16 protein-coding genes, 1 pseudogene and 1 riboswitch are annotated in these 15,383 nt (G+C 69.0%); of the genes and pseudogenes, 8 read left to right on the top strand and 9 right to left on the bottom strand.

The window, feature by feature from the left end:
* The first annotated feature begins 69 nt into the window (after positions 1-69).
* On the top strand, positions 70-1,968 hold the full coding sequence (locus tag NMQ03_RS18865) for a DEAD/DEAH box helicase (RefSeq protein WP_255173468.1): 1,899 nt from the start codon (positions 70-72) through the stop codon (positions 1,966-1,968).
* Positions 1,969-2,026: 58 nt separating this feature from the next.
* On the opposite strand, the gene NMQ03_RS18860 is transcribed toward NMQ03_RS18865, so the two are convergent.
* The 7 genes from NMQ03_RS18860 to NMQ03_RS18830 all read right to left on the bottom strand — a co-directional run bounded on the left by NMQ03_RS18860 (position 2,027) and on the right by NMQ03_RS18830 (position 6,156).
* Positions 2,027-2,677 (bottom strand): MBL fold metallo-hydrolase, encoded by a 651-nt coding sequence (locus NMQ03_RS18860; protein WP_255173467.1) that lies wholly within the window; start codon positions 2,675-2,677, stop codon positions 2,027-2,029.
* Between the two features lie 5 nt (positions 2,678-2,682).
* Positions 2,683-3,000 carry a putative quinol monooxygenase gene (locus NMQ03_RS18855; RefSeq protein ID WP_255173466.1) on the bottom strand — a complete coding sequence of 106 codons (318 nt, stop codon included), beginning with the start codon at positions 2,998-3,000 and terminating at the stop codon, positions 2,683-2,685.
* Positions 3,001-3,057: 57 nt separating this feature from the next.
* Entirely contained in the window at positions 3,058-4,086 is a 1,029-nt protein-coding gene (locus tag NMQ03_RS18850; RefSeq protein ID WP_255173465.1) for an aldo/keto reductase, read from the bottom strand.
* A gap of 31 nt (positions 4,087-4,117) precedes the next feature.
* Positions 4,118-4,744 carry a nucleoside/nucleotide kinase family protein gene (locus tag NMQ03_RS18845; protein ID WP_255173464.1) on the bottom strand — a complete coding sequence of 209 codons (627 nt, stop codon included), beginning with the start codon at positions 4,742-4,744 and terminating at the stop codon, positions 4,118-4,120.
* Positions 4,745-4,753: 9 nt separating this feature from the next.
* Positions 4,754-5,119, bottom strand: a complete 366-nt coding sequence (locus NMQ03_RS18840) for a multidrug efflux SMR transporter (RefSeq protein ID WP_255175670.1) — start codon at positions 5,117-5,119, stop codon at positions 4,754-4,756.
* Entirely contained in the window at positions 5,119-5,442 is a 324-nt protein-coding gene (locus NMQ03_RS18835; protein WP_255173463.1) for a multidrug efflux SMR transporter, read from the bottom strand. The genes NMQ03_RS18840 and NMQ03_RS18835 overlap by 1 nt, the downstream gene beginning before the upstream one ends.
* 9 nt (positions 5,443-5,451) lie before the next feature.
* Positions 5,452-5,517: riboswitch (guanidine-III (ykkC-III) riboswitch) on the bottom strand.
* A 69-nt stretch (positions 5,518-5,586) separates the two neighbouring features.
* Positions 5,587-6,156 (bottom strand): HutD family protein, encoded by a 570-nt coding sequence (locus NMQ03_RS18830; RefSeq protein WP_255173462.1) that lies wholly within the window; start codon positions 6,154-6,156, stop codon positions 5,587-5,589.
* A 105-nt stretch (positions 6,157-6,261) separates the two neighbouring features.
* Between NMQ03_RS18830 and NMQ03_RS18825 the strand changes: the two genes are divergently transcribed.
* On the top strand, positions 6,262-6,873 hold the full coding sequence (locus NMQ03_RS18825) for a phosphoribosylanthranilate isomerase (protein ID WP_255173461.1): 612 nt from the start codon (positions 6,262-6,264) through the stop codon (positions 6,871-6,873).
* 113 nt (positions 6,874-6,986) lie between these two features.
* Complete coding sequence (locus NMQ03_RS18820) at positions 6,987-7,403, top strand: YccF domain-containing protein (RefSeq protein ID WP_255173460.1); 417 nt, start codon at positions 6,987-6,989, stop codon at positions 7,401-7,403.
* 106 nt (positions 7,404-7,509) lie between these two features.
* Here the strand turns inward: NMQ03_RS18820 and NMQ03_RS18815 are convergent, their stop codons facing one another.
* Positions 7,510-8,319: a 2-phosphosulfolactate phosphatase gene (locus tag NMQ03_RS18815; protein ID WP_255173459.1), complete on the bottom strand. Its 810-nt coding sequence runs from the start codon at positions 8,317-8,319 to the stop codon at positions 7,510-7,512.
* Complete coding sequence (locus NMQ03_RS18810; protein WP_255173458.1) at positions 8,316-9,185, bottom strand: DUF4031 domain-containing protein; 870 nt, start codon at positions 9,183-9,185, stop codon at positions 8,316-8,318. Before NMQ03_RS18810 ends, NMQ03_RS18815 begins: the two co-directional genes overlap by 4 nt.
* Positions 9,186-9,302: 117 nt before the next feature.
* On the opposite strand from NMQ03_RS18810, the gene NMQ03_RS18805 reads away from it, so the two are divergent.
* The 5 genes and pseudogenes from NMQ03_RS18805 to clpB all read left to right on the top strand — a co-directional run bounded on the left by NMQ03_RS18805 (position 9,303) and on the right by clpB (position 15,367).
* Positions 9,303-9,713 (top strand): molybdopterin-binding protein, encoded by a 411-nt coding sequence (locus tag NMQ03_RS18805; protein ID WP_255173457.1) that lies wholly within the window; start codon positions 9,303-9,305, stop codon positions 9,711-9,713.
* Positions 9,710-10,609 (top strand): molybdate ABC transporter substrate-binding protein, encoded by a 900-nt coding sequence (gene modA, locus NMQ03_RS18800; RefSeq protein ID WP_255173456.1) that lies wholly within the window; start codon positions 9,710-9,712, stop codon positions 10,607-10,609. The genes NMQ03_RS18805 and modA overlap by 4 nt, the downstream gene beginning before the upstream one ends.
* Positions 10,606-11,493, top strand: coding sequence for an ABC transporter permease (locus NMQ03_RS18795; protein WP_255173455.1), 888 nt, complete (start codon positions 10,606-10,608; stop codon positions 11,491-11,493). Before modA ends, NMQ03_RS18795 begins: the two co-directional genes overlap by 4 nt.
* Positions 11,490-12,566, top strand: a complete 1,077-nt coding sequence (locus NMQ03_RS18790; protein WP_255173454.1) for a sulfate/molybdate ABC transporter ATP-binding protein — start codon at positions 11,490-11,492, stop codon at positions 12,564-12,566. Before NMQ03_RS18795 ends, NMQ03_RS18790 begins: the two co-directional genes overlap by 4 nt.
* A 158-nt stretch (positions 12,567-12,724) precedes the next feature.
* A pseudogene (gene clpB, locus NMQ03_RS18785) lies at positions 12,725-15,367 on the top strand (ATP-dependent chaperone ClpB).
* Positions 15,368-15,383: the final 16 nt, after the last annotated feature.

Below are 15,383 nucleotides of genomic sequence, written 5' to 3'. Positions count from 1 at the left end.
CCCCTGGTCCAACCGGCATCGGGGGCCGATATCCGCCTGGATACCGCCAGAAAGACCGTAAAAAACTACATGACTACTTTTGCTGCCCTCGGTACTCCCAAGGCCCTTGCAGACACCCTTACCGCCCAGGGAATCGTTGAACCGTTCCCCATTCAGGTGAAGACGCTTCCGGACACGCTGTCCGGCCGTGACGTCCTGGGCCGGGGCCGGACCGGATCCGGTAAAACCATTGCTTTCGCTATCCCGCTTGTAGCAAGACTCGCTGAGCGGGAAGCCAAGTACTTCCGCAAGCCCGGACGCCCCATGGGCCTGGTCCTGGCACCCACCCGTGAACTGGCAACCCAGATCAACGCCACCATCGAGCCGCTGGCCAAGGCCGCCGGCCTAAACACCACCGTGATCTACGGCGGCATCTCCCAGGCCCGGCAGGAAAAGGCGCTGCGCGCCGGCGTCGACATCGTCATCGCCTGCCCCGGCCGCCTGGAGGACCTGATCCGCCAGCGCATCCTGACCCTTGAAGCGGTGGAGATCACCGTCCTGGACGAGGCCGACCACATGGCCGACCTCGGCTTCCTGCCGGTGGTCAAGAAGCTCATGGACATGACCCCCAGCCAGGGCCAGCGCCTGCTCTTCTCCGCCACCCTGGACAACGGCGTGGACAAGATCGTCCAGCGCTACCTGTCCAACCCGCTCACCCACTCCGTGGACGATCCGCAGGCAGCGGTGACCACCATGGAGCACCACGTGCTGGTGGTCAACGACCAGACCGTCAAGAAGCAGCTGATCGTGGAGCTCGCCTCCGGCGCCGGCCGCCGCGTCCTGTTCATGCGGACCAAGCACCACGCCCGCAAGCTGGCCAAGACCCTGACCGACGCCGGGATCCCCGCCGTGGACCTGCACGGCAACCTCTCCCAGAATGCGCGTGACCGCAACCTGGCCGAGTTCTCCAACGGTGACGTCCGCGTCCTGGTGGCCACCGACGTCGCCGCCCGCGGTGTGCACGTCGACGACGTCGAACTGGTCATCCACGTGGACCCGCCCACCGAGCACAAGGCATACCTGCACCGTTCAGGCCGCACCGCGCGTGCCGGTTCCGACGGCACCGTGGTCACGCTGACCCTGCCCGAGCAGCAGGCCGACGTGAAGAAGCTGATGAAGGCCGCCGGCGTGGACGTCAGCTTTGAGCGCGTCACGGCCAGCTCACCCATCGTGGCTGAACTGGTTGGCGATCTTGCGGAGAAGGTCGACCCCCGCACCCGTGCCGCGCTGCTGGCAGCCAAGGCACCCAAGCAGGGCGGCGGCACCTCCACCGGCGCCAACGCGGAGCGCAAGCGTGCACGCCGCCAGGCTGCTCCCACCACCGGTGGGCGTGGCGGACGTGGTGGACGCGGCAAGGTTTCGGCCGAACCCGCCCGCAGCGACGCCACCCGCGCCGAGCGCCGGGCTGTCGCCTTCGAGGGCCGCACGGAAGCCCGTGCCGCGTTCGACCGCAATGCCGAGCAGAACGAGGACCGCGCAGTGGCAGCAGCCGCTGCCCGCCGCAACGCCCGCGGCCGCGGCACCGCTTCGACCCACCGCAACGACGTTCCCGCAGCAGGTGGCCGCTCATCGGCCGGCCGCGGATCGGACGGGCGTGCAGCCGAGGGCCGCAGCGATTCGCGAATCACCCGCAGTGACGCTCCCCGTGGCGGCACCGGACGCCCCACCGGCGGACGCCCTGCCTCGGGCGGTGGCCAGCGCAGCGGACGCCCCGCAACCGGCCAGCGCGCCGCAGCGGGTGCCTCCGGCCAGCGCTCCGGCGCAACCGGCGGAAGCAAGGCAGTCTGGTCCTCCAACACCGGCGGAACCTCGGGAGGCTCCTACGGTTCCGGCAGCGGCAGTTCAGGCAACGGCGGCTCGGGCCGTCCCGCCCGCAGCGGCCCCCGCCGCGCGTCCGCCCCTGCGTCGAACGAGCGCCGCGGCCGCTAGAAGTGCCTTTTGAGCGGGCCCGCCTTTTAGGTGGGCCCGCTCAGCCATTTAAGGGGATTTACCAGCCGCGGGCGCGCCACTCATCGAGGTGCGGCCGCTCGGCACCCAGCGTGGTTGGCTTGCCGTGCCCGGGATGGACGACGGCGGTGTCCGGGTAGGCGCCGAACAGCCGTTCCGTGACGTCGGACAGGAGCTGGTTGAACCGTTCTGGGTCCTTCTCCGTGTTGCCCACACCGCCCGGGAACAGCGAGTCGCCGGAGAAGATATGCGCAGGTCCTTCCGGGTCCTCATAGACAAACGCGATGGAGCCGGGCGTATGGCCGCGCAGGTGCACCGCCGTGAGCTCGAAGCCATCCACGGCCACCGTGTCCCCGTGCCCGAGCCGCCGGTCGGCGGCAATTGGCAGCGCATCGGCGTCGTCCGCCCCTGCTGCCGTACGCGCCCCCGTGGCTTTCACCAGTTCCTTCAGGGCCCGCACATGGTCCCAATGCTGGTGCGTGGTGGCCACCAGGGCAAGCCGCGGAGCTGCAGAGGTGTCCGCAGCCCCGTCCGCCAGCAGTTGCCGGATGGCCGGGAGGTCGTCAGCGGCATCAATCAGCACCTGCGCGCCGCTCTCCTTGGCGGTCAGCAGGTACACGTTGTTGTCCATCCCGCTGACGGAGATGCTGCGGATGGTCAGGGCCGGCAGGTCATATCGAAGTGAGTCCATGCTCGTCAGCCCGCGGACGGCTGCAGGTCAAGATGCATAGTGGTGGAGTAGACCTGCTTGGACGGCGGGACGGCCAGGATCTCGTGCAGCTCGCTCTTGCCTTCCGGCGTGTTCCGCCAGGCGGCGTAGTCGTCGTGGTCCTGCGTGGTGGCCCAGGTTTCCACCACCAGGATGTGGCACGGGTCCGCGTCGTCAACGAGAGCCTCGATCCCCTGGTTGCCGGGCCACTCCCGGGTGGCGGCCAGGGTTTCGGAGAGGTACTTGGCGGCGTCCTCCCGGCGGGCGGGATCGATTTGGACTTCAAAGTGGACGATGGCAGTCATGGGTCTCCTTGGGGTATCGGTCAAAAGGTACAGTGTGATGGCTTTGGGAAACGCGCCCTATTCCCGCCCTTCGGACACCCACGTCGGGTCCGCGGAACGGGAGCCGACGACGGCGTCAGACGCTGCGTCCAGCGCCTCCAGGTGCGCCGGGGTGAGCTCCAGGGCAAGTGCGCCGAGGTTTTCGTCGATCCGGGCGGCCTTGCGGGTACCGGGGATGGGAACGACCGGCAGGCCGAGCCGCTTGCCCTGGGCCAACAGCCAGGCCAGGGCCACCTGTGCCGGGGTGGCCTGCAGCTGGTCGGCCACGGACCGGACGGCGTCCACCACGGCCTGGTTGGCGCCTGCGGCGTCCGGAGCGAAACGGGGGATGTTCCGCCGGAAGTCCTTGGCGCCCAGGCTTGACGTGTCCACGGTTCCGGTGAGGAAGCCGCGGCCCAGCGGGGAGTACGGGACGAAGCCGACGCCCAGGGCGGCGGCGGCTGGAACCACGTTGCGTTCCACGTCCCGGCTCCAGATGGACCATTCGCTTTGGACCGCCGAGATCGGGTGGACCGCCGATGCGTCCTGCAGTTCCTGTGCCGTCACTTCGGAGAGGCCCAGGTGCTTGACCTTTCCCTGGTTGACCAGCTCGGCCATGGCTCCAACGGTTTCCTCGATGGGGACGCGGACATCGCGGCGGTGCATGTAATAGAGGTCGATGACGTCGGTTCCCAGCCGCTGCAGGCTCCGGTCCACGGCCTCGCGCACATACCGGGCGTCGCCGCGGATATCCGTGTAGCCGTCAGTGGGGGTTCCCACCAGCGCAAACTTGGTGGCCAGCTGCACTTCGTGCCGGCGGTCCTTGAGCAGCTGTGAAATGAGCTCCTCGTTGGTGCCGCCGCCGTAGATGTCAGCGGTGTCGATGAAGCTGACCCCGGCGTCGACGGCGTGGTGCAGGGTCTGCAGTGCCTCAGCAGGGTCCACCTCGCCGTAGACCGGCGTGAGGGCCATGCCGCCGAAGCCCAGGCGGCTGACGGTCAGTCCGTCGCCGAGCTGGACAGTTCCCGCGGCTTCAGGGGTGCCGGGTTCAGTGGGTGCGTTTGCCATGGTTCTCCTGTTCGTTTCCTGCTTTTGAAAATTACAGCCAAGGGAGGACACGGTCAGCCGCCGGGCGGGTGGCCTGGATCAGCCGGGCATTGGCTTCATCGGGCCCGGTGGCCCAGGCAACCGCTGCGTCCCGTTCCATGCCGAACGAGATGTGCCGGTCCACCAGCCGCTGCAGCCGGAGCGGGGGCGGCGTTTCGAGGAACCACACTTCGTCCAGCTGCGCCCGCACCTCCTTCCACGGCTCCTGGTCCGCCAGCAGGTAGTTGCCCTCCGTGATCACCAGCGGGACTTCGGCCGGGACGGCGATGGAGGCGGCCACCGGCTCGTCCAGGGTGCGGCGGAACTCTGGTGCGTACACCACTGCCTCGTCCCGCTGCGCCAGGCGGCGCAGCAGCGAAAGGTAGCCGGCGGCGTCGAATGTATCAATGGCTCCCTTGCGCTGCCGGAGCGGGGTCCCTTCGATGATCGCGTTGCCTAGGTGGAAGCCGTCCATCGGCACCACTTCCGAGGTTCCGGGGCTGAACTGCTCCTGCAGCCAGGCGGCAAAGGTGGACTTGCCGGACCCCGGCGCCCCGGCGATGCCCAGGATGGTGCGCGTTCCGGGCAGCAGCCGGCGCCGCAGCGCATCCACGGCCATGGCGATCTCGGGGGAGTGCATGGCAAAAGCCTAGTCACCGCTGCGCACCCGCGGCGCATCTTTTTGGGCCGGCAACACTTTCAGGCCAGCGGCGCAGCCCACGATCCCCGCAATGAACAGCAGCTTCACCACGCTGAAGGGCTCAACGCCCGTGGCCATCGCCCAGCCCACCGTCAGCGCGGCGCCGATGCCCACCCAGATGGCGTAGGCGGTGCCCAGCGGGATGTTCCGGATGGCCATGCCGAGGCCCAGCATGCTGAGCGTTGCGGTGACGGCGAAGACGATGGTGGGCACGGGCCGGGTGAACCCGTCGGACAGGCCGAGCGCGGTGGCCCAGACCGCCTCCAGGACGGCGGAGGCCAGCAGCACCAGCCACGGAAGGCTGCGTTTCAACATCACGCCACCACCTTGAGGCCGACCACGCACGCGGCGATTCCGGAGAGCAGCAGCAGGCGCGCCGCCGTCGGCCGTTCAACCTTGCTGGCCATCGCGTAGGCGGATGTCAGGACCACGCCCACGCCCACCCACACGGCGTAGGCCGTTCCTGTGGGGATGGATTGCATGGCCACGGCAAGCCCGCCGGTGCTGGCGGCCACGGCCACCAGGAACAGGGCGGTGGGGGCAACCCGCCGGGTTCCGGAAACCTGGGAAGCGCGGTGCAGGGCGGCGGCCCAGACGGCCTCCAGCGCCCCGGAAATGATGAGGATTATCCACGACATGACAGTTCCTTTGGCCAGTCTTGTCGCGTGCCGGGTACTGAACCGTCGTCCGGAGGCTCCGGTGCGGAGCCTTGAATTCCAAGGTAGCAAGGCACGACGGCGGGTTCCACCGTTGGTGCCCAATCCCACCAGCTGCGCCGGGAGTCAGACCGTGGGGCCGTTCGGGTCGATGGACACCACGGCCAGGAAGCCGCGGCCCAGGATTTCCGGGGAATCGCTGTCCGACCCCACGACTGTGTCGTATCGACCAAGCTCCAGTGGTTCCCCAGCGCTTTCGCTGACCTTCGCCTGTCCCTGCAGCAGAACCCCCAACTGCCCCTCGAACACGGGGTGGGCGCGCTTTTTGGACAGCTCAATGATGGAGGTAAAGCCCTTGAACGCCCCGGTCCGGGTGATGACGTTGAGGTCGCGGATGTCACCCGTGGGCAGCTTGGCCCCGGTGGCGGCGCCGCCGTCGAACCGGAACGGACGGTACTTCTCCAGGGGCTGTTCCGCGCCGTCCACGGTGAGGAGCAGCAGTTCGCCCTCGATGACCGTCAGGACGCGCTCCATGCCCGGAAAAGGCGAAAAGTCGCCTGCCTTGGCCACGTCCGCGATACTCAACCTCCAGTCCCACCCGCCGTCGGGTGAAGCCTGGCGGGCAATTTCCCTGGTCACCCCGCCGCCGTTGCGCCATGGTTCGGCCTTGAGGTCAGCGAAGCGGATGATCTGCATCAGCCCAGCCTAGTTCCCCGCCAGGACCGCTCATCGCAGTTGTGTCCGGTCCCTGCTAATCTCCTCCGGGGGGTCAACACGAAAACAGCCTGAAGGAGCCCGGGAATGTTCGTCAAAGTGTGTGGTCTCAGCACGCCCGAATCTGTCCGCGAAGCAGTGGACGCCGGCGCAGACGCCGTGGGGTTTGTCCTCACCGCCAGCCCCCGCGTTGTCTCACCGTCGCAGGCAGCCTCCCTGCTGGCCGGGGTTCCGGAGAGCGTCACCCCGATCGGAGTCTTCCGCGACGAGCCCACCGCCGATGCCATTGCCATCGCCCGGGCCGCGGGCCTGGAATGGATCCAGTTGCATGGCGGCCGGTCACGCGCAGACGTGGCAACAGTGCACGACGCCGGCATGAAGCTGGTCAGGGCCATCACCATGGGTGCGGGCCAGGACGAGTTCGAAGACTGGGGTGAGGACCTGCTCCTGATCGATGCCGCCGTACCGGGCTCCGGTGAGTCCTGGGACTACGCCTCCGTGGCGGCCCTGCCCGTGCTTCAGGGACGGAACTGGCTGCTCGCCGGCGGCCTTGAGGCGGCGAACGTCGGCCAGGCAGCAGCCGCCGCGCACGCCTGGGGCGTGGACGTTTCCTCCGGCGTTGAAGCGACCCGCGGCGTGAAGGACCTGGCCAAGGTCCGGGCGTTCGTCCAGGCTGCGAAAGCGGCTGCCACGGTTTAGCCGCCCAAGCCTCTGGTGGCCCGGGCGGATCAGGGTCAGGGGAGGATCAGGGATGTCCCCGATCTTTTGGGCCGAAGGCCTTTTTGTCAGGGGGTCAAGGGCACAATGGGGGCATGAAGACACTTTTGAACATCATCTGGCTGGTTTTTGGCGGCTTCTGGCTGGCCCTGGGCTACTTCCTGGCGGGTGTGGTCTGCTGCCTGCTGATCGTCACCATCCCGTGGGGCATTGCCTCATTCCGGATCGCTGCCTACACGCTGTGGCCGTTTGGCCGGATGGTGGTGGACAAGCCCGGCGGCACAGGTGTCTTCCCGCTGCTGGGCAACGTGATCTGGCTGCTGGTGGCCGGGATCTGGATTGCCATTGGACATGTGGTGACCGCGTTCGCCATGGCTGTGACCATCGTTGGCATCCCGCTGGCCATCGCCAACCTCAAGCTCATTCCGGTGTCCCTGATGCCGCTGGGGAAGCAGATCGTGCCCAGCACCACGCCTTTTGCGAGCACCTATCCCCTCAGGACCTACCGCTAGGCGGGACGTACCGCGTCAGGTAGGAAGTACCGCCAGGCAGGACTCCCATCCCGCAGGACCGCCGCTTACTGCCGGGCGGTGGCTTCCCGTCAAAGGTGCCGTCCCGTCACAGCGGGCGGAATGTCCCGTCCCGCAGGATGGCTGCCGAGTCGCTGTCGTCCAACTCAGCGGCGATGTCCACGTCCTCCGCGTAGCCAGCTCCGGACAGTTCCCGGCCGCTGGCGCACTGCTGGAGCGTTTCGCGCAGGCGCGGCTCGGCCGCTTCGAAGACAGCCATGGCCGCCACTGCCTCCGGAGCATAGCCGTGCCTGCCGTCCCCGGCCTCATAGCCGCCCTTGCCGGAGGCCACCAGCCCTGCGATGAAAGCTCCGGCTCCGATCTGGTCCTCCACGGCAGGGCGGAGGGTGCCGTCCGGCCAGCGTTCGCCCGCGGCGATCACCGCCACCACTGCATCGCCGGGAAGGTTGGCGGCCACCCAGTCTGCCGTGGCCGCGGCGTTCCGGAGGCATACTGCGGCCACCAGTGGCACCTCCGCCGCCAGGGCATGGCAGAGTTCAGAACCGTTGGGGGAGGGCAGGACCACCCGCTCCAGCGAGGCGGCCGCGCGGAGGCTGGCGGGGGACAGGCTCAGTCCGCCGCCGTTCCGGGGGCCTGCCAGCTGGGCCTGGTGGTGGGCGGCGAAGTCCTCTGCAGTGGTGTCCCGCCAGCGGTAGGGGAAGACGTCGGCGCCCCGGTCCAATGCCACGCTGACGCAGGTGCCGAAGGACAGGACGTCCACCACCACGGCTATGTCGGCCCCGGAGACCACCGTCCTGGCCCCATCCAGACCCCAGTCCAGCCGGACCGTGAAGGGCAGCTGCCGGTGCGCCGCGTTGGCGGAGTACGTGTGCCGTTCGCTGCTGCCGGGCGCGTTCACTTCAATTCGCCGTTCAGGTTGCGGTGCGCGGCGTCCTGCCACAGTTCTTTGGCCCGCTGGTGGCGGAAGAGCGGGTCCAGTTCCAGCAGGTGGCGGACGACGGCGGCCCTGCCGGCTGCGAAGTCGGCGTCGCCGATGTGCGCGTAGTCTTTCCGCACGGCAGCAACATAGCGGGCGTACTCCTCCGGTTCGCCGCCGAGAATTGAGAGGTCGGCGTCGCAAAGGAGGGCGCCGTCGTCGTCACCCGGTTCCGGCCGGTGGTCCGAGGTCAGCCGGACCAGGCGTGCCACTTCAGCCACCTCTGCCTCCGGAAGGCAGGCGTCGGCAAGCCGTTCCTCTGCCAGCCGTGCCGACTCCTCCTCATCCATGCCCGCTGCGCCGCGGTACACGGCGTCGTGGAACCAGGCAGCCAGCAGCACGGTCCGCGGTGCTTCAGCCGGTTCGGTGAGCAGGTCCAGCGCCTCCAGCACGGACAGCAGGTGGGTGCAGCCGTGGTAGTGGCGGTGCGGTTCGCTCCACCGGTCCAGCAGGTCCAGGAACAGGGCGTCGTGGCCCGGCATGATGGCTTCCCAGCGGTTCAGGAGGGGGACCTTCAATGACTTGTTCCGCCGGCGTGCCGGGATCCGCAGTCCGCTGGCAATGAGCCTGCGGACCAGCACCCGGCCCTCTACCGACACCGCGCCAGCCGCCACCAGGTCATCAAAGCGGCGTTCCGGCACGTCGTAGTGGTCGCCGTCGAACGCCCGCTCCGGAATCCCCGCGGCGGCAGCGAAGGCGTGCAGCTCGTCCAGGGACGCGTCCGAGACCAGGTGCGAAAAGTGTGTTCCGTGTGCAGGCCACAGCGGCGGGTCGATGTAGATGGCCATGGAAGGAGTCTAGTGCTGCCCTTCCGGCGGACGCCGTTCAGCCGCGTGGCACGTTCATGACCGCTGCTGCGTCTTAAAACGTGCCCGCACCCCTCATGTGCGGACTAGAATCGCCGAATGGCACTTATCCGCGTTTCAGAGGCCGCCCGTTTCCTGGGGGTAAGCGACGATACCGTCCGCCGGTGGACGGAGCAGGGAACCCTCACCGCGCTCCGGGACCCCTCCGGCCGCCTGGCGGTGGACGGGCTGGAACTGGCAACGCACGCGCAGAAGCTCGCCCAGCTCCCCGATGACCCGAAGAGCGGCAGCAGTTCGGCGCGGAACCGGTTCGTGGGCCTGGTTACCAATGTCATCACGGACAAGGTCATGGCGCAGGTGGAACTGCAATGCGGGCCCTTCCGGGTGGTCTCGCTGATGAGCAGCGAAGCCGTGCGTGAGCTGGGGCTGGAGCCTGGTGCCGTGGCCACCGCCGTGGTCAAGGCAACGACCGTCATCATCGAGTCGCCGAAGGGCCGGGCCACCGCATGAGTCGGCGACCCGTCCGGTCCGCGGCTTCCACCCTCCGGGCCGCCGTCCCCGCACTGGCTGTGCTGCTGCCGGTCGTCCTGTCCGGCTGCGCCCCGGCGGGCAGCCCGGACGCGGGAACACGTTCCGGCACCGCCACCGGTTCCGGCACTAAACCGGCAGGCGCCATCACGATTTTCGCGGCCGCCTCACTCAAACAGACCTTCACCGAACTGGCGCACACTTTCGAAGCGGAACATCCGGGCACCACGGTCACCTTGAGCTTCGCCGGGTCCTCGGACCTTGCCAGCCAGATCAACCAGGGCGCGCCCGTTGACGTCTTCGCCTCCGCGGACACGGCCAACATGCAAAAGGTGCAGGGCGCCGGCCTCACCGACGGCACGCCGGAGGACTTCGCCACCAACACCCTGGCCATCGCCGTGCCGCCGGGCAACCCGGCGAAAGTCGCATCCCTGCAGGACCTGGCCCGGCCGGGCATCAAGCTGGTGACCTGCGCCCGCCAGGTCCCGTGCGGTGCTGCCACAGCCAAAGTGGCGGAAGCGGCGCGGGTCGCGCTGAGCCCGGTTAGCGAGGAAAACGCTGTCACTGACGTCCTGGGCAAGGTCACCTCCGGGGAGGCGGATGCGGGGCTGGTCTACGGCACGGACATCAAGGCTGCCGGGACCAAAGTGGCGGGCGTCCAGTTCCCGGAGGCGGGGAGTGCAGTCAACACCTACCCGATTGCGGGCGTCGCCAACGGCCGGAACAGGGCCACCGCCCAGGCGTTCGTGGACCTGGTCACCGGTCCCGAGGGCCAGAAGGTCCTCGCCGCGGCGGGGTTCGGTCCGGGCGGCTCGGGCCCGGGCAATTCCGACCCGGGCAGTTCCGGCCCGGCCAATCCCAGCCCGGGCAGCAAGTGATACAGCCGCCAGGGAGGCCGCCCCGGGCGCGGCCGCGCACCCAGGCCGCCGCCTACTCCGGCATCCCCGCGTGGGTCCGTGCGCTCGCAGTCCTGGCGGCCGTCGTCGTCGTGCTTCCCCTGCTGGCGATGGTGCTGCGCATTGACTGGGCGCAGTTCATCCCGCTGGTGACGTCGGAGCCGTCCCTGACGGCGCTGGGGCTGAGCCTGCGGACCTCGGCGGCGAGCACCCTCCTGTGCATCCTGCTGGGGGTCCCCCTGGCCCTGGTCCTCGCCAGGGACTCCTTCCGGCTGCAGGGGCTGCTGCGCTCCCTGGTGCTCCTGCCCCTGGTGCTTCCCCCGGTGGTGGGCGGGATCGCCCTGCTCTACACGTTCGGCCGCCAAGGGCTGCTGGGGCATACCCTGGAGGTGCTCGGGCTGCGCATCGCCTTCTCCACGACGGCGGTGGTCCTGGCACAGACCTTCGTGGCGCTCCCTTTCCTGGTAGTCAGCCTGGAAGGGGCGCTTCGCACCTCCGGCTCCCGCTACGAGGCCGTGGCCGCAACGCTGGGCGCGCGCCCGGGCACCGTCTTCCGGCGCGTCACGCTCCCGCTGGTCCTGCCAGGACTGGCCTCCGGCGCGGTCCTGTCCTTCGCCCGCAGCCTGGGCGAGTTCGGCGCCACGCTGACCTTCGCGGGCAGCCTCCAGGGGGTCACCCGGACCCTGCCGCTGGAGATCTACCTGCAGCGGGAAACGGACCCGGACGCCGCCGTCGCGCTGTCCCTGGTGCTGGTGGCCGTCGCCGTCGCGGTGGTGGCGCTCGCGTACCGGCAGCCGGCAGCGGCACGTGCCGGAGCAGGACAACGGACGACGGCGGCCGCACCGGCCGGAGGGGGCGTCCGGTGACGCTGTCCTTCCACGCAGCCGTGGCCGGGCGGGGTTTCGACGTGGACCTTGCCGTCCGGCCGGGCGAAACGGTGGCCGTCATGGGCCCCAACGGCGCAGGCAAATCGACCCTGCTGGCCAGCATCGCGGGCCTGCTGCGGCCGGACAGCGGCCGGGCCGAACTCAACGGCAGGACGCTCTTTGACCTCGACGGCGGAAAGCCCGTCTGGCTGCCTCCCCATCACCGCGGCACCGCCCTGCTCGCCCAGGAACCCCTGCTCTTTCCCCACCTGAGCGCGGTGGACAACGTCTCGTTCGGGCCGCGCAGCGCCGGCGTCCCCCAGCGGGATGCGAAGGCGCGTGCCCTGCGCTGGCTGGCGGATGTGGAAGCGGAGCATCTCGCCGGGCGCCGTCCCGCCGAACTCTCCGGCGGCCAGGCCCAGCGTGTTGCCGTGGCCCGCGCGCTCGCCGCCGACCCCGCACTCCTGCTGCTGGATGAACCGCTGGCCGCCCTGGATATCCATTCCGCACCGCTGCTGCGTCGCCTCTTCAAACGGGTCCTTGCGGGGCGGCAAGCCATCATCGTCACGCACGATGTCCTGGATGCGCTGGTGCTCGCGGACCGCGTGGTCATCCTGGAAGACGGGAAGGTTGCAGAGGAGGGGCCCACGCGTGCCGTGCTGGAACGACCGCGCAGCTCCTTTGCTGCCGGACTTGCCGGACTGAACTTCATCCCCGGCGCCCTCGACGGCGCTGGCGTGCGCACCAGCCAGGGCCTGCGGATCGCGGGGCGCGACGAAGAACTGGACGACTCCGGGGAACCCGGCCGGCTGCCCGGGCCGGGCGGTCCGGGCGTGGCCGTGTTCCCGCCGTCGGCCGTGTCCGTGTTCCTCGACGACGCCCACGGAAGCCCGCGGAACTCTTTTGCCGTGACCATCACCGACCTCGAGCCCCATGGAGACCAGATCCGCGTCCGCGCCGGCAGCCTGGCCGCCGACATCACGCCGGCTGCCTCTGCGGACCTGGGCCTTGCTCCCGGGATGACGGTGCACTTCGTAGTCAAGGCCGCCGCCGTGTCGGTGTACGGCACATAGCGCCAGGACCGGCCGGTGCGGACCGGCCGGTGGGCCGGAAGGACTTCCGGCTCTGGACAGCCGTTTCGCCGTGGGCAAACATGGCAGGGGAACCTCGCCGTGCAAAGTTGAGCGTAGTACACTCAACTTAGTCAACAAGCCCCCGAAAGGAGCTCTCTTTGGACGTCAAATTCACCACCAAGAGCCAGGAGGCTCTTTCCGCGGCGGCAATGAACGCCTCGACGGTAAGCAACCCGCAGGTTGAGTAAGCCCACCTCCTCAAAGCGCTGATGGACCAGCGTGAGGGCGTCGCCGTTGCGCTCCTCCGCGCCACCGGCACGGACCCGGACGCCGTCAGCGTCCAGGCCAGCAGCGCCATCAAGGCCCTGCCCGCCACCTCCGGCGGCTCCAGCCAGCAGGCGCAGCTGTCCCGCCCGGCCCTGCAGGCTATCCAGCACGCCAAGGAGGAAGCGGACCGGCTGGGCGATTCCTTCGTTTCCACCGAGGTGCTCCTGGTGGGCCTCTCCGCCGGCAATGATGCTGCTGCACGCCTGCTGCGTGAAGCCGGTGCCTCACGGGAGGCGCTGCTCGCGGCCCTCCCCGGCGTTCGCGGCGACCGCAAGGTGGACAGCCCCGACCCCGAAAACACCTTCCAGGCCCTGGAGAAGTACGGCACGGACCTTACTGCCATGGCCCGCGCCGGCAAACTGGACCCTGTGATCGGGCGCGACTCCGAGATCCGCCGCGTGGTGCAGGTGCTGTCCCGGCGCACCAAGAACAATCCGGTGCTGATCGGCGAACCGGGCGTGGGCAAGACCGCCGTCGTCGAGGGCCTGGCCCAGCGGATGGTGGCCGGCGACGTCCCCGAAAGCCTGCGCGGCAAGACGCTCATCTCCCTGGACCTTGGGTCGATGGTGACCGGCGCCAAGTACCGCGGCGAGTTCGAGGAGCGGCTGAAGGCGGTCCTTGAGGAGATCAAGGGCTCCGAGGGGCAGGTGGTCACGTTTATCGACGAGATCCACACCGTGGTGGGTGCCGGGGCCACCGGTGATTCCTCCATGGACGCCGGCAACATGCTCAAGCCCATGCTGGCCCGCGGTGAGCTCCGCCTGATCGGTGCCACCACCCTGGATGAGTACCGCGAAAACATCGAGAAGGACGCGGCCCTGGAACGCCGCTTCCAGCAGGTGTACGTGGGCGAGCCCAGCGTGGAGGACACCATCGGCATCCTTCGCGGCCTGAAGGAACGGTACGAAGCACACCACAAGGTATCCATCGCCGACTCCGCCCTGGTGGCCGCCGCCACCCTGTCCAACCGCTACATCTCGGGCCGTCAACTGCCGGACAAGGCCATCGACCTCGTGGACGAGGCCGCGTCACGCCTCCGCATGGAAATCGACTCCGCTCCGGAGGAGATCGACCAGCTGCGGCGCCAGGTGGACCGCCTCACCATGGAGGAACTGGCACTGTCCGGAGAATCGGATCCCGCATCCGTGGAGCGGCTCGCGGCACTTCGCGCCGACAAGGCGGACAAGGAAGAGGAGCTCTCGGCCCTGAACGCCCGCTGGGAAGCGGAGAAGGCCGGCCTTAACCGGGTGGGTGACCTGAAGGCCAAGCTGGACGAACTGCGCTCCGCCGCTGACAAGGCCCAGCGCGAGGGCGACCTGGAGGCTGCGTCCCGGATCCTCTACGGGGAAATCCCGGCCCTTGAGCGCGAGGTGAACGCCGCTGCCGAAGCCGAGGCCGCCGTGACGGACAAGTCCGCGCAGATGGTGGCGGAGGAAGTCACCGCGGAGGATATCGCCGAGGTCATCTCCGCCTGGACTGGTATCCCGGACGGCCGCATGCTGCAGGGTGAAAGCCAGAAGCTCCTCCACATGGAAGAGGAGCTGGGCCGGCGCCTGATCGGCCAGTCCAAGGCCGTGACCGCAGTGTCCGACGCCGTCCGACGCGCGCGGGCCGGCATCAGCGACCCCAACCGCCCCACCGGCTCCTTCTTGTTCCTGGGCCCCACGGGCGTCGGCAAGACCGAGCTGGCCAAGGCGCTGGCGGACTTCCTGTTCGACGACGAACGCGCCATGGTGCGTATCGACATGTCCGAGTACGGCGAGAAGCACAGCGTCGCCCGCCTGGTGGGGGCCCCTCCGGGATACGTGGGCTACGAGGAAGGCGGCCAGCTGACCGAGGCCGTCCGCCGCCGTCCGTACTCCGTGGTGCTGCTGGACGAGGTGGAGAAGGCGCACCCGGAGGTGTTCGACATCCTCCTGCAGGTGCTCGACGACGGCCGCCTCACCGACGGGCAGGGCCGCACCGTGGACTTCCGCAACGTGATCCTGGTGCTGACCTCCAACCTGGGCAGCCAGTTCCTGGTGGACCAGTCCCTGGACGCCACGGCCAAGCGCAACGCGGTCATGGCCACGGTGAACGCGTCCTTCAAGCCGGAATTCCTCAACCGGCTCGACGAAGTGGTGCTGTTCGACGCCCTCACGGTGGACGAGCTGGCCCACATCGTGGAGCTGCACGTGGAGGAGCTGGGGCGGCGGCTGCGCGAACGGCGCCTCACCCTGGAAGTCACCGACGGCGCCAAGGCATGGCTGGCATTGTCCGGCTACGACCCCGCCTACGGCGCCCGGCCGCTGCGGCGCCTGGTGCAGCGTGAGATCGGCGACCGGCTGGCCAAGGCCATCCTTGCCGGTGGGATCAGCGACGGCGACACCGTGGTGGTTGATACCGCCGCTGACCTGGGCGAACTCACCGAGGGCAACGTCGACGCGCTGACGGGTGCCCCGAGCTCCGGCCTCTCAGTGCGGCGGAAGGACTAGCCGGCCGATTGGATAT

The organism is Arthrobacter sp. DNA4, assembly GCF_024362385.1.
Lineage (GTDB): Bacteria > Actinomycetota > Actinomycetes > Actinomycetales > Micrococcaceae > Arthrobacter.
The sequence above is the reverse complement of the archived record's forward strand: the minus strand, read 5'-3'. Positions and strand labels throughout refer to the sequence as shown.

What these genes read in the sequence shown, in the direction of transcription:
- NMQ03_RS18845 (WP_255173464.1), bottom strand. Translation starts at nt 4,744, where the DNA reads ATGCACTCCCCCGAGATCGCCATGGCCGTGGATGCGCTGCGGCGCCGG.
- NMQ03_RS18860 (WP_255173467.1), bottom strand. Translation starts at nt 2,677, where the DNA reads ATGGACTCACTTCGATATGACCTGCCGGCCCTGACCATCCGCAGCATC.
- NMQ03_RS18830 (WP_255173462.1), bottom strand. Translation starts at nt 6,156, where the DNA reads ATGCAGATCATCCGCTTCGCTGACCTCAAGGCCGAACCATGGCGCAAC.
- NMQ03_RS18865 (WP_255173468.1), top strand. Translation starts at nt 70, where the DNA reads ATGACTACTTTTGCTGCCCTCGGTACTCCCAAGGCCCTTGCAGACACC.
- NMQ03_RS18835 (WP_255173463.1), bottom strand. Translation starts at nt 5,442, where the DNA reads ATGTCGTGGATAATCCTCATCATTTCCGGGGCGCTGGAGGCCGTCTGG.
- NMQ03_RS18855 (WP_255173466.1), bottom strand. Translation starts at nt 3,000, where the DNA reads ATGACTGCCATCGTCCACTTTGAAGTCCAAATCGATCCCGCCCGCCGG.
- NMQ03_RS18850 (WP_255173465.1), bottom strand. Translation starts at nt 4,086, where the DNA reads ATGGCAAACGCACCCACTGAACCCGGCACCCCTGAAGCCGCGGGAACT.
- modA (WP_255173456.1), top strand. Translation starts at nt 9,710, where the DNA reads ATGAGTCGGCGACCCGTCCGGTCCGCGGCTTCCACCCTCCGGGCCGCC.
- NMQ03_RS18810 (WP_255173458.1), bottom strand. Translation starts at nt 9,185, where the DNA reads ATGGCCATCTACATCGACCCGCCGCTGTGGCCTGCACACGGAACACAC.
- NMQ03_RS18820 (WP_255173460.1), top strand. Translation starts at nt 6,987, where the DNA reads ATGAAGACACTTTTGAACATCATCTGGCTGGTTTTTGGCGGCTTCTGG.
- NMQ03_RS18805 (WP_255173457.1), top strand. Translation starts at nt 9,303, where the DNA reads ATGGCACTTATCCGCGTTTCAGAGGCCGCCCGTTTCCTGGGGGTAAGC.
- NMQ03_RS18840 (WP_255175670.1), bottom strand. Translation starts at nt 5,119, where the DNA reads ATGTTGAAACGCAGCCTTCCGTGGCTGGTGCTGCTGGCCTCCGCCGTC.
- NMQ03_RS18825 (WP_255173461.1), top strand. Translation starts at nt 6,262, where the DNA reads ATGTTCGTCAAAGTGTGTGGTCTCAGCACGCCCGAATCTGTCCGCGAA.